Origin of the sequence: Kitasatospora sp. NPDC127111 (genome assembly GCF_042677465.1) — a bacterium.
Classification (GTDB): Bacteria; Actinomycetota; Actinomycetes; order Streptomycetales; family Streptomycetaceae; genus Kitasatospora.
This window is the reverse complement of the sequence record NZ_JBHXTG010000001.1, coordinates 371,121-387,059: the sequence shown is the minus strand read 5'-3', so window position 1 is coordinate 387,059 and position 15,939 is coordinate 371,121. Positions and strand designations below refer to the sequence as shown.

At 72.5% G+C, this 15,939-nt stretch carries 14 protein-coding genes; 7 read left to right on the top strand and 7 right to left on the bottom strand.

The window, feature by feature from the left end:
- Positions 1 to 446: acyl-CoA dehydrogenase family protein (locus ACFVHB_RS01845; RefSeq protein ID WP_380314247.1), on the bottom strand; the 446-nt coding region annotated here is incomplete at its 3' end.
- A 280-nt stretch (positions 447 to 726) separates the two neighbouring features.
- Here ACFVHB_RS01845 and ACFVHB_RS01840 point away from each other — a divergent pair.
- From ACFVHB_RS01840 to ACFVHB_RS01830, 3 genes are all read left to right on the top strand, one after another.
- Positions 727 to 2,064 carry a UDP-glucose dehydrogenase family protein gene (locus ACFVHB_RS01840; RefSeq protein WP_380314246.1) on the top strand — a complete coding sequence of 446 codons (1,338 nt, stop codon included), beginning with the start codon at positions 727 to 729 and terminating at the stop codon, positions 2,062 to 2,064.
- A gap of 73 nt (positions 2,065 to 2,137) precedes the next feature.
- On the top strand, positions 2,138 to 2,551 hold the full coding sequence (locus ACFVHB_RS01835) for a CoA-binding protein (RefSeq protein ID WP_380314245.1): 414 nt from the start codon (positions 2,138 to 2,140) through the stop codon (positions 2,549 to 2,551).
- A 143-nt stretch (positions 2,552 to 2,694) separates the two neighbouring features.
- Positions 2,695 to 3,777 (top strand): ferritin-like protein, encoded by a 1,083-nt coding sequence (locus ACFVHB_RS01830; RefSeq protein ID WP_380314244.1) that lies wholly within the window; start codon positions 2,695 to 2,697, stop codon positions 3,775 to 3,777.
- Between the two features lie 59 nt (positions 3,778 to 3,836).
- On the opposite strand, the gene ACFVHB_RS01825 is transcribed toward ACFVHB_RS01830, so the two are convergent.
- From ACFVHB_RS01825 to ACFVHB_RS01815, 3 genes are read right to left on the bottom strand one after another with little or no spacing between them, the layout of a single operon-like run.
- Positions 3,837 to 5,060 (bottom strand): dipeptidase, encoded by a 1,224-nt coding sequence (locus ACFVHB_RS01825; protein WP_380314243.1) that lies wholly within the window; start codon positions 5,058 to 5,060, stop codon positions 3,837 to 3,839.
- Between the two features lie 23 nt (positions 5,061 to 5,083).
- A complete protein-coding gene (gene purE, locus ACFVHB_RS01820) occupies positions 5,084 to 5,653 on the bottom strand; it encodes a 5-(carboxyamino)imidazole ribonucleotide mutase (RefSeq protein WP_380314242.1) in 570 nt (189 codons plus the stop codon).
- On the bottom strand, positions 5,650 to 6,768 hold the full coding sequence (locus ACFVHB_RS01815; RefSeq protein ID WP_380314264.1) for a 5-(carboxyamino)imidazole ribonucleotide synthase: 1,119 nt from the start codon (positions 6,766 to 6,768) through the stop codon (positions 5,650 to 5,652). Before ACFVHB_RS01815 ends, purE begins: the two co-directional genes overlap by 4 nt.
- 280 nt (positions 6,769 to 7,048) lie before the next feature.
- Between ACFVHB_RS01815 and ACFVHB_RS01810 the strand changes: the two genes are divergently transcribed.
- Both ACFVHB_RS01810 and ACFVHB_RS01805 read left to right on the top strand, forming a co-directional pair.
- Positions 7,049 to 7,588, top strand: a complete 540-nt coding sequence (locus ACFVHB_RS01810) for a GtrA family protein (RefSeq protein WP_380314241.1) — start codon at positions 7,049 to 7,051, stop codon at positions 7,586 to 7,588.
- A gap of 114 nt (positions 7,589 to 7,702) precedes the next feature.
- On the top strand, positions 7,703 to 8,395 hold the full coding sequence (locus tag ACFVHB_RS01805) for an ester cyclase (RefSeq protein ID WP_380314240.1): 693 nt from the start codon (positions 7,703 to 7,705) through the stop codon (positions 8,393 to 8,395).
- A gap of 76 nt (positions 8,396 to 8,471) precedes the next feature.
- Here ACFVHB_RS01805 and ACFVHB_RS01800 read toward each other — a convergent pair whose 3' ends face one another.
- Entirely contained in the window at positions 8,472 to 9,719 is a 1,248-nt protein-coding gene (locus ACFVHB_RS01800) for an ATP-binding protein (RefSeq protein ID WP_380314239.1), read from the bottom strand.
- 39 nt (positions 9,720 to 9,758) lie between these two features.
- Entirely contained in the window at positions 9,759 to 10,433 is a 675-nt protein-coding gene (locus ACFVHB_RS01795) for a response regulator transcription factor (protein WP_030290974.1), read from the bottom strand.
- Positions 10,434 to 10,761: 328 nt separating this feature from the next.
- Here ACFVHB_RS01795 and ACFVHB_RS01790 point away from each other — a divergent pair, with 328 nt between their 5' ends.
- Together ACFVHB_RS01790 and ACFVHB_RS01785 are read left to right on the top strand one after the other, a co-directional pair.
- Positions 10,762 to 12,270, top strand: coding sequence for a peptide MFS transporter (locus ACFVHB_RS01790; protein WP_380314238.1), 1,509 nt, complete (start codon positions 10,762 to 10,764; stop codon positions 12,268 to 12,270).
- A 221-nt stretch (positions 12,271 to 12,491) separates the two neighbouring features.
- Positions 12,492 to 14,579: a prolyl oligopeptidase family serine peptidase gene (locus tag ACFVHB_RS01785; protein WP_380314237.1), complete on the top strand. Its 2,088-nt coding sequence runs from the start codon at positions 12,492 to 12,494 to the stop codon at positions 14,577 to 14,579.
- 67 nt (positions 14,580 to 14,646) lie between these two features.
- Here ACFVHB_RS01785 and hutI read toward each other — a convergent pair whose 3' ends face one another.
- Positions 14,647 to 15,816, bottom strand: coding sequence for an imidazolonepropionase (hutI, locus tag ACFVHB_RS01780; protein ID WP_380314236.1), 1,170 nt, complete (start codon positions 15,814 to 15,816; stop codon positions 14,647 to 14,649).
- Between the last annotated feature and the right edge of the window lie 123 nt (positions 15,817 to 15,939).

Sequence of the window (15,939 nt, the reverse complement as noted above, 5' to 3'; positions counted from 1 at the left end):
CGGGTCTTCATCCCCGCCGCGTCCGAACCCGCCTCCGGCTCCGACAGGCAGTACGAGAACATCCCCTCCCCACGCGCCAGCGCACCCAGGTACTTCGCCTTCAGCTCCTCCGAACCCGACAACTGCACCGGCAGCGAACCCAGCTTGTTCACCGCCGGGATCAGCGACGACGAGGCGCACACCCGCGCCACCTCCTCGATCACGATCACCGTCGCCAGCGCGTCCGCCCCCGCACCCCCGTACTCCTCCGGCACGTGCACCGCGTGCAGGTCATTGCCCTGCAACGCGTCCAACGCCTCCTGCGGGAACCGCCCCTGCTCGTCCACCTCCGCCGCGAACGGAGCGATCTTCGCCTCGGCCAGCGAACGCACCGCCTCACGGAGCATCTCGTGCTCCTCGGAGATCCGGAAGAGATCGAAGTCCGCCGCCCCTGCGCTGCCCGCCATGGTTCCCGCCTCGTTCGCGTGATGAAGGAGTGAAGTTAGCTACCGTTCAGTAGATCCTAGGGCTCCGACCTGCGGCTGCCTAGGTTCCGCCGACGTCCGGCCGCAAGGTGTCGCCCGGGCCGCGGGACCGTCGGCCGGGCCCGGGGCCGGACCGCGGGCCCGGGTGGATCGGTGCTGCTGGGACCGCCTGGGCGGCACCCCGGCGGGCGGATAGCATCAGGGGTCGTTACGTCCCGCCCGTCCACTTCCGCCCAGGTCGAGATTCCGCAAAGGGGAACCCGTGACCCTCCGCATCTCCGTGATCGGCACCGGCTATCTCGGCGCCACCCACGCCGCCGCCATGGCGGAGTTCGGCTTCGAGGTGCTCGGTCTGGACATCGACCCCGAGAAGATCGCGATGCTGACCGCGGGCCGGGTCCCGATGTACGAGCCGGGCCTGTCCGACCTGCTGCTCAAGCACGTGGCCGGTCACGAGGGCTCGACCGGCCGGCTCCGGTTCACCACCTCCACCCAGGAGGCCGCGGAGTTCGGCGACGTGCACTTCGTCTGCGTCAACACGCCGCAGCTCAAGGGCGAGTTCGCCGCCGACATGTCGGCCGTGGACGCCGCGATCGACGCGCTCGCCCCGCACCTGACCCGCCCGGTGCTGGTGGTCGGCAAGTCCACCGTCCCGGTCGGCTCGGCGAACCGGCTGGCCGAGCGGCTGGCCGCGCTGGCGCCGGTCGGCGAGGGCGCCGAGCTGGCCTGGAACCCGGAGTTCCTCCGCGAGGGCTTCGCCGTCCAGGACACCCTGCGCCCGGACCGGATCGTGGTCGGCGCCCGCAGCGAGCGGGCCGAGCAGCTGCTGCGCCAGGTGTACGCGGACCCGATCGCGGCCGGGGTGCCGTTCGTGGTCACCGACTACGCCACCGCCGAGCTGGTCAAGGCCGCCGCCAACTCCTTCCTGGCCACCAAGATCTCGTTCATCAACGCGATGGCGGAGGTCTGCGAGGCGGCTGGCGCCGACGTCACCCTGCTCTCCACCGCGCTCGGCTACGACGAACGGATCGGCCGCAAGTTCCTCAACGCCGGCCTCGGCTTCGGCGGCGGCTGCCTGCCCAAGGACATCCGCGCGTTCATGGCCCGGGCCGGCGAGCTGGGCGCCGACCAGGCGCTGACCTTCCTGCGCGAGGTCGACTCGATCAACATGCGGCGCCGCTCCCGGATGGTCGAGCTGGCCCGCGAACAGTGCGGCGGCGGCTTCCTCGGCCGCCGGGTGGCCGTCCTCGGCGCCGCCTTCAAGCCGAACTCGGACGACATCCGGGACTCCCCCGCGCTCAACGTGGCCGCCCAGATCCAGCTCCAGGGCGCGCAGGTCACGGTGTACGACCCGAAGGCCATGGACAACGCCCGCAAGATGTTCCCGGGCCTGGCCTACGCCGACTCGCCGCTGGAGGCCGCGACCGGCGCCCACGTGGTGCTGCACCTCACCGAGTGGCAGGAGTTCCGCGACCTCGACCCGGCCGAGCTGGGCACGGTGGTCGCCGAGCGCCGGCTGCTGGACGGCCGCAACGCCCTGGACGCCGACGCCTGGCGCGCGGCCGGCTGGACGTACCGGGCGCTCGGCCGCCCCCACTGACCCGGCCCCCACTGACCCGGGCCCGGTCCGCGCGGCGGGAATCCCCCACCGGGGTACGTCGTTGGGACCGGACATGACGAGCTACGGCGACGACGCGACGGTCCGCGACATCCTCACCGCCAAGGGCGACACCTGGGCGGTGGTCGGCCTGTCCACCAACACCGCCCGGGCGGCGTACGGCGTCGCCCGGGTCCTCCAGCGCCACGGCAAGCGCATCGTGCCGGTCCACCCCAAGGCCGAGACGGTGCTCGGCGAGCCGGGGTACGCCTCGCTCGCCGAGATCCCGTTCGAGGTCGACGTGGTGGACGTGTTCGTGAACAGCGCGCTGGCCGGCGAGGTCGCCGACCAGGCGGTGGCCGCCGGGGCGAAGGCGGTCTGGTTCCAGCTCGGCGTGGTGGACGAGGACGCCTACGCCCGGACGACGGCCGCCGGGGTGGCGATGGTCATGGACAGGTGCCCCGCCATCGAGATCCCGCTGCTCGGCTGAGCCCGGACCCGGCGCACGCGGGCCGGCCCGCGCCCACCGTTCGGGTCGAACGCCGCGACACGCCACCCCGGTTCGTACACCCCGCCATCCGCACCCCCAACAGTTGGCCCGAACCGATCGTGCCGACCGAAAGGGGGGTCGCCGTGACCCTGGCCGGGCTCAACTACGAGAGCACCGCGATCATCGAGCTGATGGACGTGGCCGAGACGGACCGCTCCGAGGAGTGGCTGCGCGACTCGCTCCAGCAGGCCGTCATGCTGGAGCTCGCCACGCTGCCGCCGTACCTCTGCGGCCTCTGGTCGATCCGCGAGGACGACCCGGACGAGGCCGGCGTCTCCCTCATGATCAAAGAGATCGTCTTCAACGAGATGACCCACCTGGGGCTCGCCTGCAACATGCTCACCACCGTCGGCGGCACCCCGGTCCTCGCCTCGACCGCCGTGGTGCCGCCGTACCCGTGCCCGCTGCCCGGCGGCGTACGGCCCCAGGGCCTCACGGTCTACCTCGGCGGCCTGACCCGGGAATCGGTGCGCATGTACTCCGAGATCGAGAAGCCGGTCGACCCGCTGGCCGAGTCCACCGAGGCGTTCCCCTCGATCGGCGCCTTCTACGACGCGATCCACCGGGCCTTCCGGCAGCCGGGGCTCACGATCCGCGGCACCCGGCAGCGGGACACCGACCTGGGCCACGGGTCGGGCAACCGCGTCTTCCCGCTGACCGCGCTGGCGGAGGTCGAGCAGGCGATCCAGGTCATCAAGGAACAGGGCGAGGGCACCTCGCGCAGTCCCGACGACCCGACCGCGGGCGACGGGGAGCTCGCCCACTACTACACCTTCCGGCAGATCTACCGCGGCCGGCGGCTGGTGCGGGTCCAGCAGGACCCGCCCAGGTTCGACTTCACCGGTGACCCGATCCCCCTGCCGGCGGCCCGCCCGATGGCCGTGGTCCCGCGCGGCGGCTGGGCCGCGGACCCGTCGACCGCGCCCGTCGACCCGGCCGTGAAGGATCTCCTCGGCACCTTCAACACCACCTTCAGCGACCTGCTGCGCTCACTGGAGCTGGCGTGGACGGTGGAGGACCCCGAGAAGGCCGACGGCCACCTGAACGACGCGATCGGCTTCATGTTCGGCCTCGGCGGGCCCGCCGTCGAGCTGATGGAGAAGCCGCTGCCCAACGATCCGGCGAAGTACTACGGCCCGGAGTTCCGCTACGTCCCACTCGCGTAGGACACCGCCCGCCCCTGCCCTCCACCGAGGGGCGGGGGCGGGCGGCGCACTCCGGCGGCTCAGCCGTCGAGCTGCGCGATGGTGGCGATGGACGGGCGGCGTCCGGCGCGGAGCCGGGCGGACACGGCCTCGGCGTCGCGCAGCACGCGCACCGCGTTGTGCCAGGTCAGCTTGCCGAGGTCGGACTCCGACCAGCCGCGGCGGAGCAGTTCGGCGATCAGGTTGGGGTAGCCGGCCACGTCGTCCAGTCCGGCCGGGAGGAAGGCGGTGCCGTCGAAGTCGCCGCCGATGCCGATGTGGTCGATGCCGGCCACCTCGCGCATGTGGTCGAGGTGGTCGGCCACGGTGGCCGGGGTGGCGACCGGGCGCGGGTTGGCCTCCTCGAAGGCCCGCTGGCAGGCCATCCCGGCCGGGGTGGTGTCCAGGTGGTCGAGGCCGTGGGCGCGCATGTTCCCGTCGGCGGCGGCGGTCCACTCGATGGCGGCGGGCAGGATGAACTTGGGCACGAAGGTGGCCATCGCCACGCCGCCGTTGACGGGCAGTTGGGCCAGCACGTCGTCCGGGACGTTGCGCGGGTGGTCGCAGACGGCGCGCGCCGAGGAGTGCGAGAAGAGCACCGGCGCCTCGCTGACCCGCAGCGCGTCGCGCATGGTGTCGGCGGAGACGTGCGAGAGGTCGACCAGCATGCCGAGCCGGTTCATCTCCCGGACGACCTCCTCGCCGAAGGCGGTCAGGCCGCCGGCCACCGGCTTGTCGGTCGCGGAGTCGGCCCACGGGGTGTTGTCGTTGTGGGTGAGCGTCAGGTAGCGGACGCCGAGCTCGTACAGGGCGCGCAGGGTGGCGAGCGAGCAGTCGATGGAGTGGCCGCCCTCGGCGCCCATCAGGGAGGCGATCCGGCCCTCGGCCCGGGCGGACTCCATCTCCGCGGCGGTGAGGGCGAGCCGGAGCCGGTCGGGGAAGCGCTCGGCCAGGGCGCGGACGAAGTCGATCTGCTCCAGGGTGACGCTGACCGCGTGGTCGCCGGCCAGCCGCGAGGGCACGTAGACGGACCAGAACTGCGCGCCGACCCCGCCCGCGGCGAGGCGGGCGAGGTCGGTGTGCAGGCGGTCGCGCTGGTCGGCGGCCAGGTCGAGCGCGTCGAGGTCGTAGCCGGCCTGCTCGCGCATCGCCCACGGGAGGTCGTTGTGCCCGTCCACCACGGGGGTCTTCCGGAGGACGGCCCTGGCGCGCTCCAGCAGTTCGGTGGCGGAGGAGGCGGAGGGATCCAGCAGCTCAGAAGTCATACGAGCTGTTGTATCCGATGTGACTACTTTCCAAAGCCGAAGGAGGAGGAACCCGCCACCTTGGCCCGAAGCTTCTTGCCCTTCTCGGTGGCCTGGCTGTTCAGCTCGGCCTGGAAGTCGGTCATCCGCTCGGTCAGCTCCGGGTCGAACGCGGCCAGCATCCGCACCGCCAGCAGGCCCGCGTTGCGCGCGCCCGCCACCGAGACGGTGGCCACCGGCACACCGGCCGGCATCTGGACGATCGACAGCAGGCTGTCCATGCCGTCCAGGTAGCGCAGCGGCACCGGCACGCCGATGACCGGCAGCGGGGTGACCGAGGCGAGCATGCCCGGGAGGTGGGCCGCGCCGCCGGCGCCCGCGATGATCGCCTTCAGGCCGCGCCGGTGGGCGTTCTCGCCGTACGCGACCATCTCGCGCGGCATCCGGTGCGCGGAGACGACGTCCACCTCGTAGGGGATCTCGAACTCGTCGAGGGCCTGGGCGGCGGCCTCCATCACGGGCCAGTCGGAGTCCGAGCCCATCACGATGCCGACGACGGGGGTGCGCGCGTCAGCGCTCGAAGAGGAGTGGTGGCCGGGCGACGGTTGGGTCATTCGGTGATCGTTCCTCGCAGGTAGGCGGCCGCGTGGCGGGCGCGCTCGCGGACGTCGTCGAGGTCGTCCCCGAAGACGTTGACGTGGCCGACCTTGCGGCCGGGCTTCACGTCCTTCCCGTACATGTGGATCTTCAGGCCCGGGTCGCGGGCCATGCAGTGCAGGAAGGCGTGGTACATGTCCGGGTAGTCGCCGCCGAGGACGTTGACCATGACGGTCCACTTGGCGCGCGGCCGGGGGTCGCCGAGCGGCAGGTCGAGCACGGCCCGCAGGTGGTTCTCGAACTGCGAGGTGACGGCGCCGTCCTGGCTCCAGTGCCCGGAGTTGTGCGGGCGCATGGCCAGCTCGTTGACCAGGATCCGGCCGTCCCGGGTCTGGAACAGCTCCACCGCGAGGTGACCGGTGATGTCCAGCTCGCCGGCGATCCGCAGGGCCAGCTGCTGGGCCTCGTCGGAGAGCGCGGGGTCGAGGTCCGGCGCCGGAGCGGTGACCTCGGCGCAGACGCCGTTCTCCTGGACGCTCTCCACCACCGGGTAGGCGACGGCCTGGCCACTGGGCGAGCGGACCACGTTGGCGGCCAGCTCGCGGACGAAGTCGACCTTCTCCTCGGCCAGCACGGGGACGCCGGCCAGGAACGGCGCCTGCGCCTCCCGCTCGTCGTCGACGACCCAGACGCCCTTGCCGTCGTAGCCGCCGCGGACGGTCTTCAGCACGACCGGGTAGCCGGAGCCCTCGTTCGCGAAGGCGGTGACGTCGGCCGGGTCGGCGACGATCCGGTGCCGGGGGCAGGGCACGCCGATGGAGTCGAGCTTCGCCCGCATCACGCCCTTGTCCTGGGCGTTGACCAGCGCCTCCGGGCCGGGCCGGACGGCGATGCCGTCGGCCTGCAGGGCCCGTAGGTGCTCGGTCGGCACGTGCTCGTGGTCGAAGGTGATCACGTCACAGCCGGCCGCGAAGCGGCGCAGCGTGTCGAGGTCGCGGTAGTCACCGAGGACGACCTCGGAGACCACCTGCGCGGCGGAGTCCTGGGGCGTGTCGGCGAGGAGTTTGAACCGGACCCCGAGCGGGATGCCCGCCTGGTGTGCCATGCGGGCCAACTGCCCGCCGCCGATCATGCCCAGCACTGGAAAATTCGCATTGCCCGGGGAAGTCACGCGCCCCAGGATATCCGGGCCGGTGGGGGGTGGTGGCGCCACCGGGGGGACCGTGGGGGCGGACGCGCGTAGATGTCAAGCTGCCACTCTCCGGGCTGAGCCACCTGGTGGAAACGGGTAGCCTGTTCTGCTAGGCCCTGGTACGCGCGATCAGATCATGTGCGTGCACGCAGGGCTCCAGGGGTCAGCCGCGCAACCGCTCCGGGCCCTCTCGTCGGCAGGTACATGGAGGCAGCCCGGTATGGCGACGACCACGGCGTCGAACCCCTCGCTGGCGCAGAGACTGCGCGGGATCTCGGGCGAAGTGGTGAAGTTCGCCGTCGTCGGCCTGGTCGGTGTCTTCGTGAACTTCGGCGTCTCCAACGCCGTACTGCACCTGACCGGCTGGGCGCCCGTGCGCTGCTCGGTGATCGGGACGATGGTGGCCATCGCCGCCAACTACCTCGGTTACCGCTACTGGGTCTACCGCGAGAGCGACGCGGCCTCCCGCCGGCGTGAGATCACGCTCTTCCTGATCTTCAGCGGGGTCGGGATGCTGATCGAGAACGGCACGGTCTGGTTCGCCACGTACACGCTCGGCCTGCACGGGCCGCTGGCGTACAACGCCTCCAAGGCCTTCGGCACCGGCCTCGGCACCCTGTTCCGCTTCTTCTCGTACCGGACGTGGGTGTTCAAGGCGATCCCCGAGGTGAAGGCCGCCGAAGGCGCGGCCCCCGGCGTGGTCGCGCAGGCCGAGCGGGTGCTGGCCACCGAGGAGATCCGGTACGCCAAGGCCGAGTAGGGCCGAAGCCCTCCCCACTTGCCCGGGCCGCCCCGGCGAGAGGACAGTGGTTACCGAGGGCGAGCGCGGCTTGCGGACGATCGAGGCCGTAGGGGGGTTCCCAGGAGGCTCGCCATGGCGTTCGTCCAGATCATCGACTGCAAGACCGACCGGGTGGACGACCTCAACCGGCTCATGGACACGTGGGCCGAGCAGACCAGGGGAAAGCGGACGGCCGGCCACGCGGTGGTCGCCACGGACCGCGCCGACACCAAGCACGTCGTGGAGATCGTGGAGTTCCCCTCCTACGAGGAGGCCATGAAGAACTCCAACCTGCCCGAGACCGACCGGATCTTCCGGGAGATGGTGGCGCTCTGCGACGAGCCGCCGTCCTTCACCGATCTGGACGTGGTCCGGGACGCGCAGTTCAACAAGACCACCGCCATGCGGGTCCTCGACGAGCTCGCCAAGGGCAACCTCGGCGTGATCGACGAGTGCATGGCCGCCGACTACCGGGACCACGACTACGGCAGCGAGGGCGACGCGGTCGGCAGGGCGGCGTTCAAGGAGCGCTGCAGCGGCTACGTCAACGCCTTCGACTTCAGCTTCGCGGTCGAGAGCCAGCTCGCCGACGGCGACGAGGTCGCCCTCCGGTGGACCTGGAACGCCACGCAGAAGGCCGACTTCATGGGCGTACCGTCCACCGGCAAGTCGGTGGTCGGACGCGGGACGACGACCTTCCGGTTCAAGGACGGCATGATCCAGGAAGGCTGGTGGCAGTGGGACGTGATGGGTCTGATGAGGCAGCTGGGCATGATGCCGAGCTGATCACGACTCACCTGTCGTCCCGGCGGCTCCGCCCCGGACCGCGCTAGTCGTCCCGGCGGCTCCGCCCCAGACTGCGCTAGTCGTTCCTGTGGCTCCGCCCCAGGAAGAGCGCGAACACCGGCGGCTGCAGCGAGAGCAGTTCCAGCCGGCCGCCGTCCGCCTCCGCGAGGTCGCGGGCGACGGCCAGGCCGATGCCGGTCGAGTTGCGGCCGCTGACCGCGCGTTCGAAGACCCGGTTGCCCAGCTCCGGCGGCACCCCGGCACCCTGGTCCTGCACCTCGACCACCACCGACGTCCCGGACGGCCGCACCCTCAGCGTGATCGTCCCGGCGCCGTGCATCAGCGAGTTCTCGATCAGGGTGGCCAGTACCTGCGCCACCGTGCCCGGGGTGCCGACCGCGGTGACCTCGCGCAGGCCCTCGACCTGGAGCACCCGGCCGGTGCCGCGCAGCGAGGGCCCCCACTCCTCCACCTGCTGCTTGATGACCTCGTCCAGGTCGAAGGCGACGGCGGTGGGGCTGCGTGGGTCGCGCTGGGTGGTGAGCAGCCGCTGGACGACGTCGGTGAGCCGCTCGACCTGCTGGAGGGCGATGGTCGCCTCCTCCTTGACGGTCTCCGGCTCCTCGGCGAGCGCGGTGATCTCCTCCAGCCGCATGGACAGCGCGGTGAGCGGCGTGCGCAGCTGGTGCGAGGCGTCGGCGGCGAGCCGGCGCTCGGCGGTGAGCATCCGGGCGATCCGTTCGGCGCTGACGTCCAGCACCTCGGCCACCCGGTCGAGCTCGGGCACCCCGTACCGGCGGTCGCGCGGGCGGGGGTCGCCGGAGCCGAGGCGTTCGGCGGTCTCGGCGAGGTCGGTGAGCGGGCGGGCGAGCCGTTTGGCCTGCCAGACGGCCAGGGCGACGGCGGCCTGCACGGCGAGCAGCGCGACCACGCCGAGCAGCAGCAGCATGTTGGCGACCTCGTGGTCGACCGCCTCCCGGGACTGCTCGACGGTGACGGTCTCGCCGCTGGCACCCTGTTCGACGGCCTTGAGCAGGTGGTCGCCGGCCGGCCGCTCGCCGCTGGAGACGGGCTCCTTGCCGGGGATGTCCACCTCGACGTACTGGCCGTCGGTGACCTGGTTGGCGAACTTGTCGCCGGTGACCGGCTCGCCCGCGGCGAGCCGGTTCTCCACCAGGGCCAGCACCCGGACGGCGGCGGCGTCCACCCGGTCCTGGGCCGCGTTGACGATGGTGCGCTTCTCCACCAGGGCGAGCGGGACGCAGAACACCGCCACCACCACCAGGACCACGCCCAGCAGCGAATTGATCATCCGGCGTTTCACGCTGCCGCTCCCCGTGGTGTTGCCGCCTTCTCCTGCGCGCTAATTCTTCTCGAAGCGGAAGCCCACCCCGCGCACGGTGGCGATGTACCGGGGGTTGGCCGCGTCGTCGCCGAGCTTCTTGCGCAGCCAGGAGATGTGCATGTCCAGCGTCTTGGTCGAGGTCCACCAGGTGGTGTCCCAGACCTGGCGCATGATCTCCTCGCGGGTGACGACCCGGCCGGCGTCCCGGACCAGTACCCGCAGCAGCTCGAACTCCTTGGCGGAGAGGGTGAGCTCCTCCTCGCCGAGCCAGGCCCGGTGCGACTCGATGTCGATCTTCACGCCGTGCGCGCCGGTGGTGAGCTGGTCGACGTTGCCGCGGCGCAGCAGGGCACGGACGCGGGCGAGCAGCTCGGCGAGGCGGAAGGGCTTGGTGACGTAGTCGTCGGCCCCGGCGTCCAGGCCGACCACGGTGTCGACCTCGTCGGCCCGGGCGGTGAGCACCAGGACGGGGCAGCTCTTGCCGTCGGCGCGCAGGCGGCGGCAGACCTCCAGGCCGTCCATCTCCGGCAGGCCGAGGTCGAGGACGACGAGGTCGACCTCCTCGGTGAGTCCGGCGGCCAGTGCGGTCGGACCGTCCTCGCGGACGAGCACCTCGTAGCCCTCGCGTCGCAGGGCCCGGGCGAGCGGTTCGGAGATCGCCGGATCGTCCTCGGCGAGCAGCACACAGGTCATGTGGTGATGGTAGTCCGCCGGGGTATACCCGCTGTCGCTGTGAGGTAGTTCACAGAGCGTGATCGTTATACGGAGCGCGATCACCGGTCAACGGACGCTGCCGGACCGGCCGTTCGGCGAAGATTCTGCGCTTCGATCTTGAAACCGAAGGAATTCCGGCGCCTCCACCATGGATCGTCCGAGCTAACCTGTCGCAAGCTTTACCATCGCCATACCTAATTGGCGGGTTTTGTCAGCTGATACCTCCAAATATCGCCACGTACAGTGGTTCCGTCCACGTCCGCCTCCACCCCCCTTGGCGGACGCTTCAGGCAAGGAACCACTACTCATGGCGTCTACGACCCTGGACGCCGGCCTCAAGCCGGCCTCTCCCAGCGGCAAGACCTTCCTCGGGCACCCCCGGGGCCTCGCCACTCTCTTCATGAGCGAGATGTGGGAGCGCTTCAGCTACTACGGCATGCGTGCCCTGCTGGTGCTCTACATGACGGCCTCCGTCGCGGAGGGCGGCCTCGGCATGAAGGCGGCCGTCGCCGCCGCCGTCTACAGCGTGTACACGGCCATGGTCTACCTGCTCGCCCTGCCGGGCGGCTGGATCGCGGACCGCTTCCTCGGCGCCCGCAAGACCGTCGCGGTCGGTGGCACGATCATCATGATCGGCCACTTCCTGCTGGCGATCCCGGCCAGCGCGTCGTTCTTCGTCGGCCTCGCGTTCATCGCGGTCGGCTCCGGTCTGCTCAAGGCCAACATCTCCACGATGGTCGGCCACCTGTACGACGGCCCGAACGACCCGCGTCGCGACGGCGGCTTCACGATCTTCTACATGGGCATCAACCTCGGTGCCTTCGCCGCCCCGCTGGTCATCGGCACCGTCGGCCAGAGCGTCAACTGGCACCTGGGCTTCGCCCTCGCCGGCGTCGGCATGGCGCTCGGCCTCGGCCAGTTCCTGCTCGGCACCCGCCACCTGAGCGCCAAGAGCGACGTGGTGACCTCGCCGATCTCGGCGGCCGAGAAGAGCGCGATCTTCAAGAAGGCGGGCCTCTGGCTGGCCGTGGCCACGGTCTTCTACGCGGTCGTCGCGCTGACCGGCCACTTCACCATCGACTGGGCGATCTGGCCGCTGTCGATCGCGGGCATCGCCATCCCGGTCTTCGTCTTCGCCAAGGTGAAGCGCGACAAGGACCTCGACGCGACCGAGCAGTCCCGGATGAGCGGTTACATCTGGTTCTTCGTCGCCGCCGCCGTGTTCTGGATGATCTACGACCAGTCCGGCTCGACGCTGAGCATCTTCGCGGACGAGAACACCGCGTCGACGCTGTTCGGCATGGACTTCCCGTCGACCTGGTTCCAGTCGCTGAACCCGCTGTACATCATGGCGCTGGCCCCGGTCTTCGCCTGGATGTGGGTGGCCCTGTCCCGCAAGGCCAAGAACCCCAGCACCACCATGAAGTTCGCCTTCGGTCTGCTGATGATCGGCGCCTCCTTCCTGGTCATGATGCTGGCGATGGGCGCCGCCGCGGGCGGCACCAAGGTCACCCCGCTCTGGCTGGCCATGGTCTACCTGGTCCAGACCGTCGGTGAGCTGACCCTCTCCCCGGTCGGCCTCTCCGTCACCACCAAGCTGGCGCCGACCAAGTACGCCAGCCAGATGATGGGTGTCTGGTTCCTCGCCGTCACCGCGGGCGACTGCGTCGCGGCCATCTTCCAGCTGGTCCTCGGCGACGACGTGGTCGGCTCCACCTGGTACTTCGCGGTCCAGGGCGCCATGGCGATCATCGCCGGCGTGGCCCTCGCGCTGTACCGCAAGAAGGTCGTGCGACTGATGGGCGACGTGCACTGACGCACTGACCCGCCGCCGGCCTGGCACAGGCTCCGGGGCCGCCGTGGATTCCTGAGATCCACGGCGGCCCCGGCCGCGTTCCCGGCCCCGGCCGTTCCCGCGGGCGGCCGTTCCCACGGGCGGGCGGTGCACGCCGCGCGGCGTGGGGTCCGCGGGCGGCACTTCCGCCCGCGGCCGCATTTTCCCGGCGGGGCCGCGGCCGGCCGTGCGAGGGTGACGGGATGCCGACCGACACCCTCCCCCGCCAGCTCGCCCGCACCCGGCGCTTCACCCTCGGCGCCCCCGCCCACCCCGCCGTCTCCGCCGACGGCGGCACCGTGCTGTACCTGCGTAGCCGGGCCGGTGACGACCCGCTGTCCTGCCTGTGGGCGCTCGACACCGCCACCGGCGCGGAGCGGCTGCTCGTCGATCCGGCGGAGCTCGGCGGCCCCGGCGGCGAACTCCCCGAGGCCGAGCGCGTCCGCCGCGAACGGGCCCGGGTCCTCACCGCCGGCATCACCGCGTTCAGCACCGACGCCACCGGCCGGCTCGCCGCCTTCGCGCTCGACGGCGCGCTCTGGCTCGCCGACACCGTCGACGGCACCGTCCGGCCGGTCCCCACCGCCACCGCGGTGTACGACCCGCGCCTCGACCCGGCCGGCCACCGGATCGCCTACGTCGGCGACGGCGCCCTGCGGGTGGCCGACCTCGACGGCACCGACGACCGCGCGCTCGCCGCACCCGAGCACGCCGAGGTGGCGTACGGGGTCGCCGACCACGTCGCCGCCGAGTCGATGCACCGCACCCGCGGCCACTGGTGGTCCCCGGACGGCACCGGGCTGCTCGTCGCCCGGGTCGACGACCGCCCGCTCGGCCGGCTGCACCTCGCCGACCCGGCCGACCCTCAGCGGCGGCCGCGGGTGATCCGCTACCCGCTGGCCGGCACCGCCAACGCCGACGTCTCGCTCCGGCTGCTCGGCCTCGACGGCCGCGCCACCGAGGTCCGCTGGGACCGCGCCGGGTACGAGTACCTGGCCGCCGCCGGCTGGGACGCCCACGGCCCGTACGCCGCCGTGCAGACCCGCGACCAGCGGACCGTCCTGGTCCTGGCGATCGACCCGGCCGACGGCACCACCCGCACGCTCGCCGAGCAGCGCGACGCGCACTGGGTCGAACTGGTCCCCGGCCTGCCGGTGCGCACCGCGGGCGGAGCGCTGGCCGGCTCCGCCGACGACGGCGACACCCGGCACCTCACGATCGACGGCCGGCCCGTCACCCCGACCGGACTGCAACTGCGCGAGGTGCTCGGCACGGACGGCGATCAGGTGCTGTTCACCGCCACCGAGAATCCCGTCGAGACCCACCTCTGGTCGTACGACCCGGTCGCCGGACCGCGGCGGCTGAGCGACGGACCCGGCCTGCACACCGGCGTCCGGCGCGGCGGCACGCTCGTCCTCACCACCCGGGAGCCGGGCGCCCCCGCCGGCCGGACCACCGTCCGGCGGGACGGCCGCCCGGCGCTCCCGGTCACCTCGTACGCGCAGGCGCCCGTCCTCTCCGCACGGCCCGAGCTGCTCCGGCTCGGCCCGCGCGACCTGCGGGCCGCGCTCTTCCTGCCTACCGGCCACCGCCCGGAGGACGGCCCGCTGCCCGTCCTCGTCGACCCGTACGGCGGTCCCGCGCTGCAGAAGGTCACCACCGGCGGCGCCTGGTGGGACCTGGTCTCGCAGTGGTTCGCCGACCAGGGCTTCGCCGTCCTGGCCGTCGACGGCCGCGGCACCCCGGGGCGCGGCCCGCGCTGGGACAAGTCGGTGTTCGGGGACAAGGCCGGGCCCGCCCTGGCGGACCAGGTCGAGGGCCTGCACGAGGCCGCCCGGCTGCGGCCGGGACTGCTGGACCTCGACCGGGTCGCCATCCGCGGCTGGTCCTACGGCGGCTACCTCGCCGCGCTCGCCGTCCTGCGGCGGCCGGACGTCTTCCACGCCGCCGTCGCCGGCGCCGCCCCCACCGACCAGCGGCTCTACGACACCCACTGGCAGGAGCGGTTCCTCGGCCACCCCGACGAGCACCCCGAGCGCTACGACGCCTGCTCGCTGATCGGCGACGCGCCCGGGCTGCGCCGCCCGCTGCTGCTGATCCACGGCCTCGCCGACGACAACGTCTTCCCCGTCCACGCCCTGCGGCTCTCCGGCGCGCTGCTCGCCGCCGGGCGCCCGCACGAGGTCCTGCCGCTCAGCGGCACCACCCACACGCCCTCGGACGAGGCGGTGGCGGAGAACCTGCACCACCACCAGCTCGACTTCCTCCGGCGGTCACTGGGCCTGCGGTAGGCGGCGGGCGCCGGTGCGGAATCCGGTGCCCCCGCACCCGGGCCGGGTGCGGGGGCGCCGGGGCCGGTCAGACCTCGCGGACGCCGGCGCGCCAGACCGCGGCGGTCAGCGGCACGCCCGGCCGGTAGGCGAGGTGGACGTGCGAGGGGGCGTCCAGCAGCTGCAGGTCCGCCCGGGCGCCGACCGCGACCACCCCGACGTCGCTCCGCCGCAGCGCGTGCGCGCCGCCCGCGGTGGCCGCCCAGACCGCCTCGTCCGGCGTCATCCCCATCTCCCGCACCGCGACCGCGATGCAGAAGGCCATCGAGCTGGTGAAGCTGGACCCGGGGTTGCAGTCGGTGGACAGCGCCACCACCGCACCCGCGTCGAGCAGCCGCCGCGCGTCCGGGTACGCGGCGCGGGTGGAGAACTCCGCGCCCGGCAGCAGCGTCGCCACCGTCGCCGAGCCGGCCAGCGCGGCCACGTCCTCGTCCGTCAGGTGGGTGCAGTGGTCGGCGGAGGCCGCGCCGAGCTCGACGGCGAGCTGCACGCCCGGCCCGTACGAGAGCTGGTTGGCGTGCACCCGGGGGGTGAGGCCGCGCTCGATCCCGGCGGTCAGGATCGCCCGCGCCTGGTCCCCGTCGAAGGCGCCGTTCTCGCAGAACACGTCGACCCAGCGGGCGTACGGCGCGCAGGCGTCCAGCATGTCGCCGGTGACCAGGTCGACGTAGCCGGCCGGGTCGTCCGCGTACTCGGGGGCGACCACGTGGGCGCCCAGGTACGTGGTCTCGGGGGTGTACGAGGCGGCGATCCGCAGCGCCCGGGCCTCGTCCACCACGGTCAGGCCGTAGCCGGACTTGCACTCGATCGAGGTGGTGCCCTGGCGCAGCGCCTCGCGGACGAAGCGGGCCAGGTTGGCGTCCAGCTCGGCGTCGCTCGCGGCTCGGGTGGCGGCCACCGTGGTCCGGATGCCGCCGGCGGTGTACGACTGGCCGGACATCCGGGCGTTGAACTCGGCGGTGCGGTCGCCCGCGAACACCAGGTGGGCGTGCGAGTCGACGTAGCCGGGCAGCAGCGCCCGGCCGGCCGCGTCGAACCGCTCGTCCGCGGCGGGCGCCTCGGACGCCGGGCCGACCCAGGCGATCGTGCCGCCGTCCACCACCACGGCCGCGTCGGTGAGCAGGCCGAGCGGCCCGGCCCCCTGCGCGGGGTCGTTGGTGACCAGGCTGCCGATCCCGGTGATCAGGGTGCTCGGCATGCCCTCGCTCCGCTCGGTGCTCGCGCTCGCGCTCGGGCTCGGGCTCGGGCTCGGGCTCGGGGTGCTGGGGGTGCTCACGTCAGGCCTTTCGGAGTGGAACCCCGGGGAGGGGCGGGGTCGGCC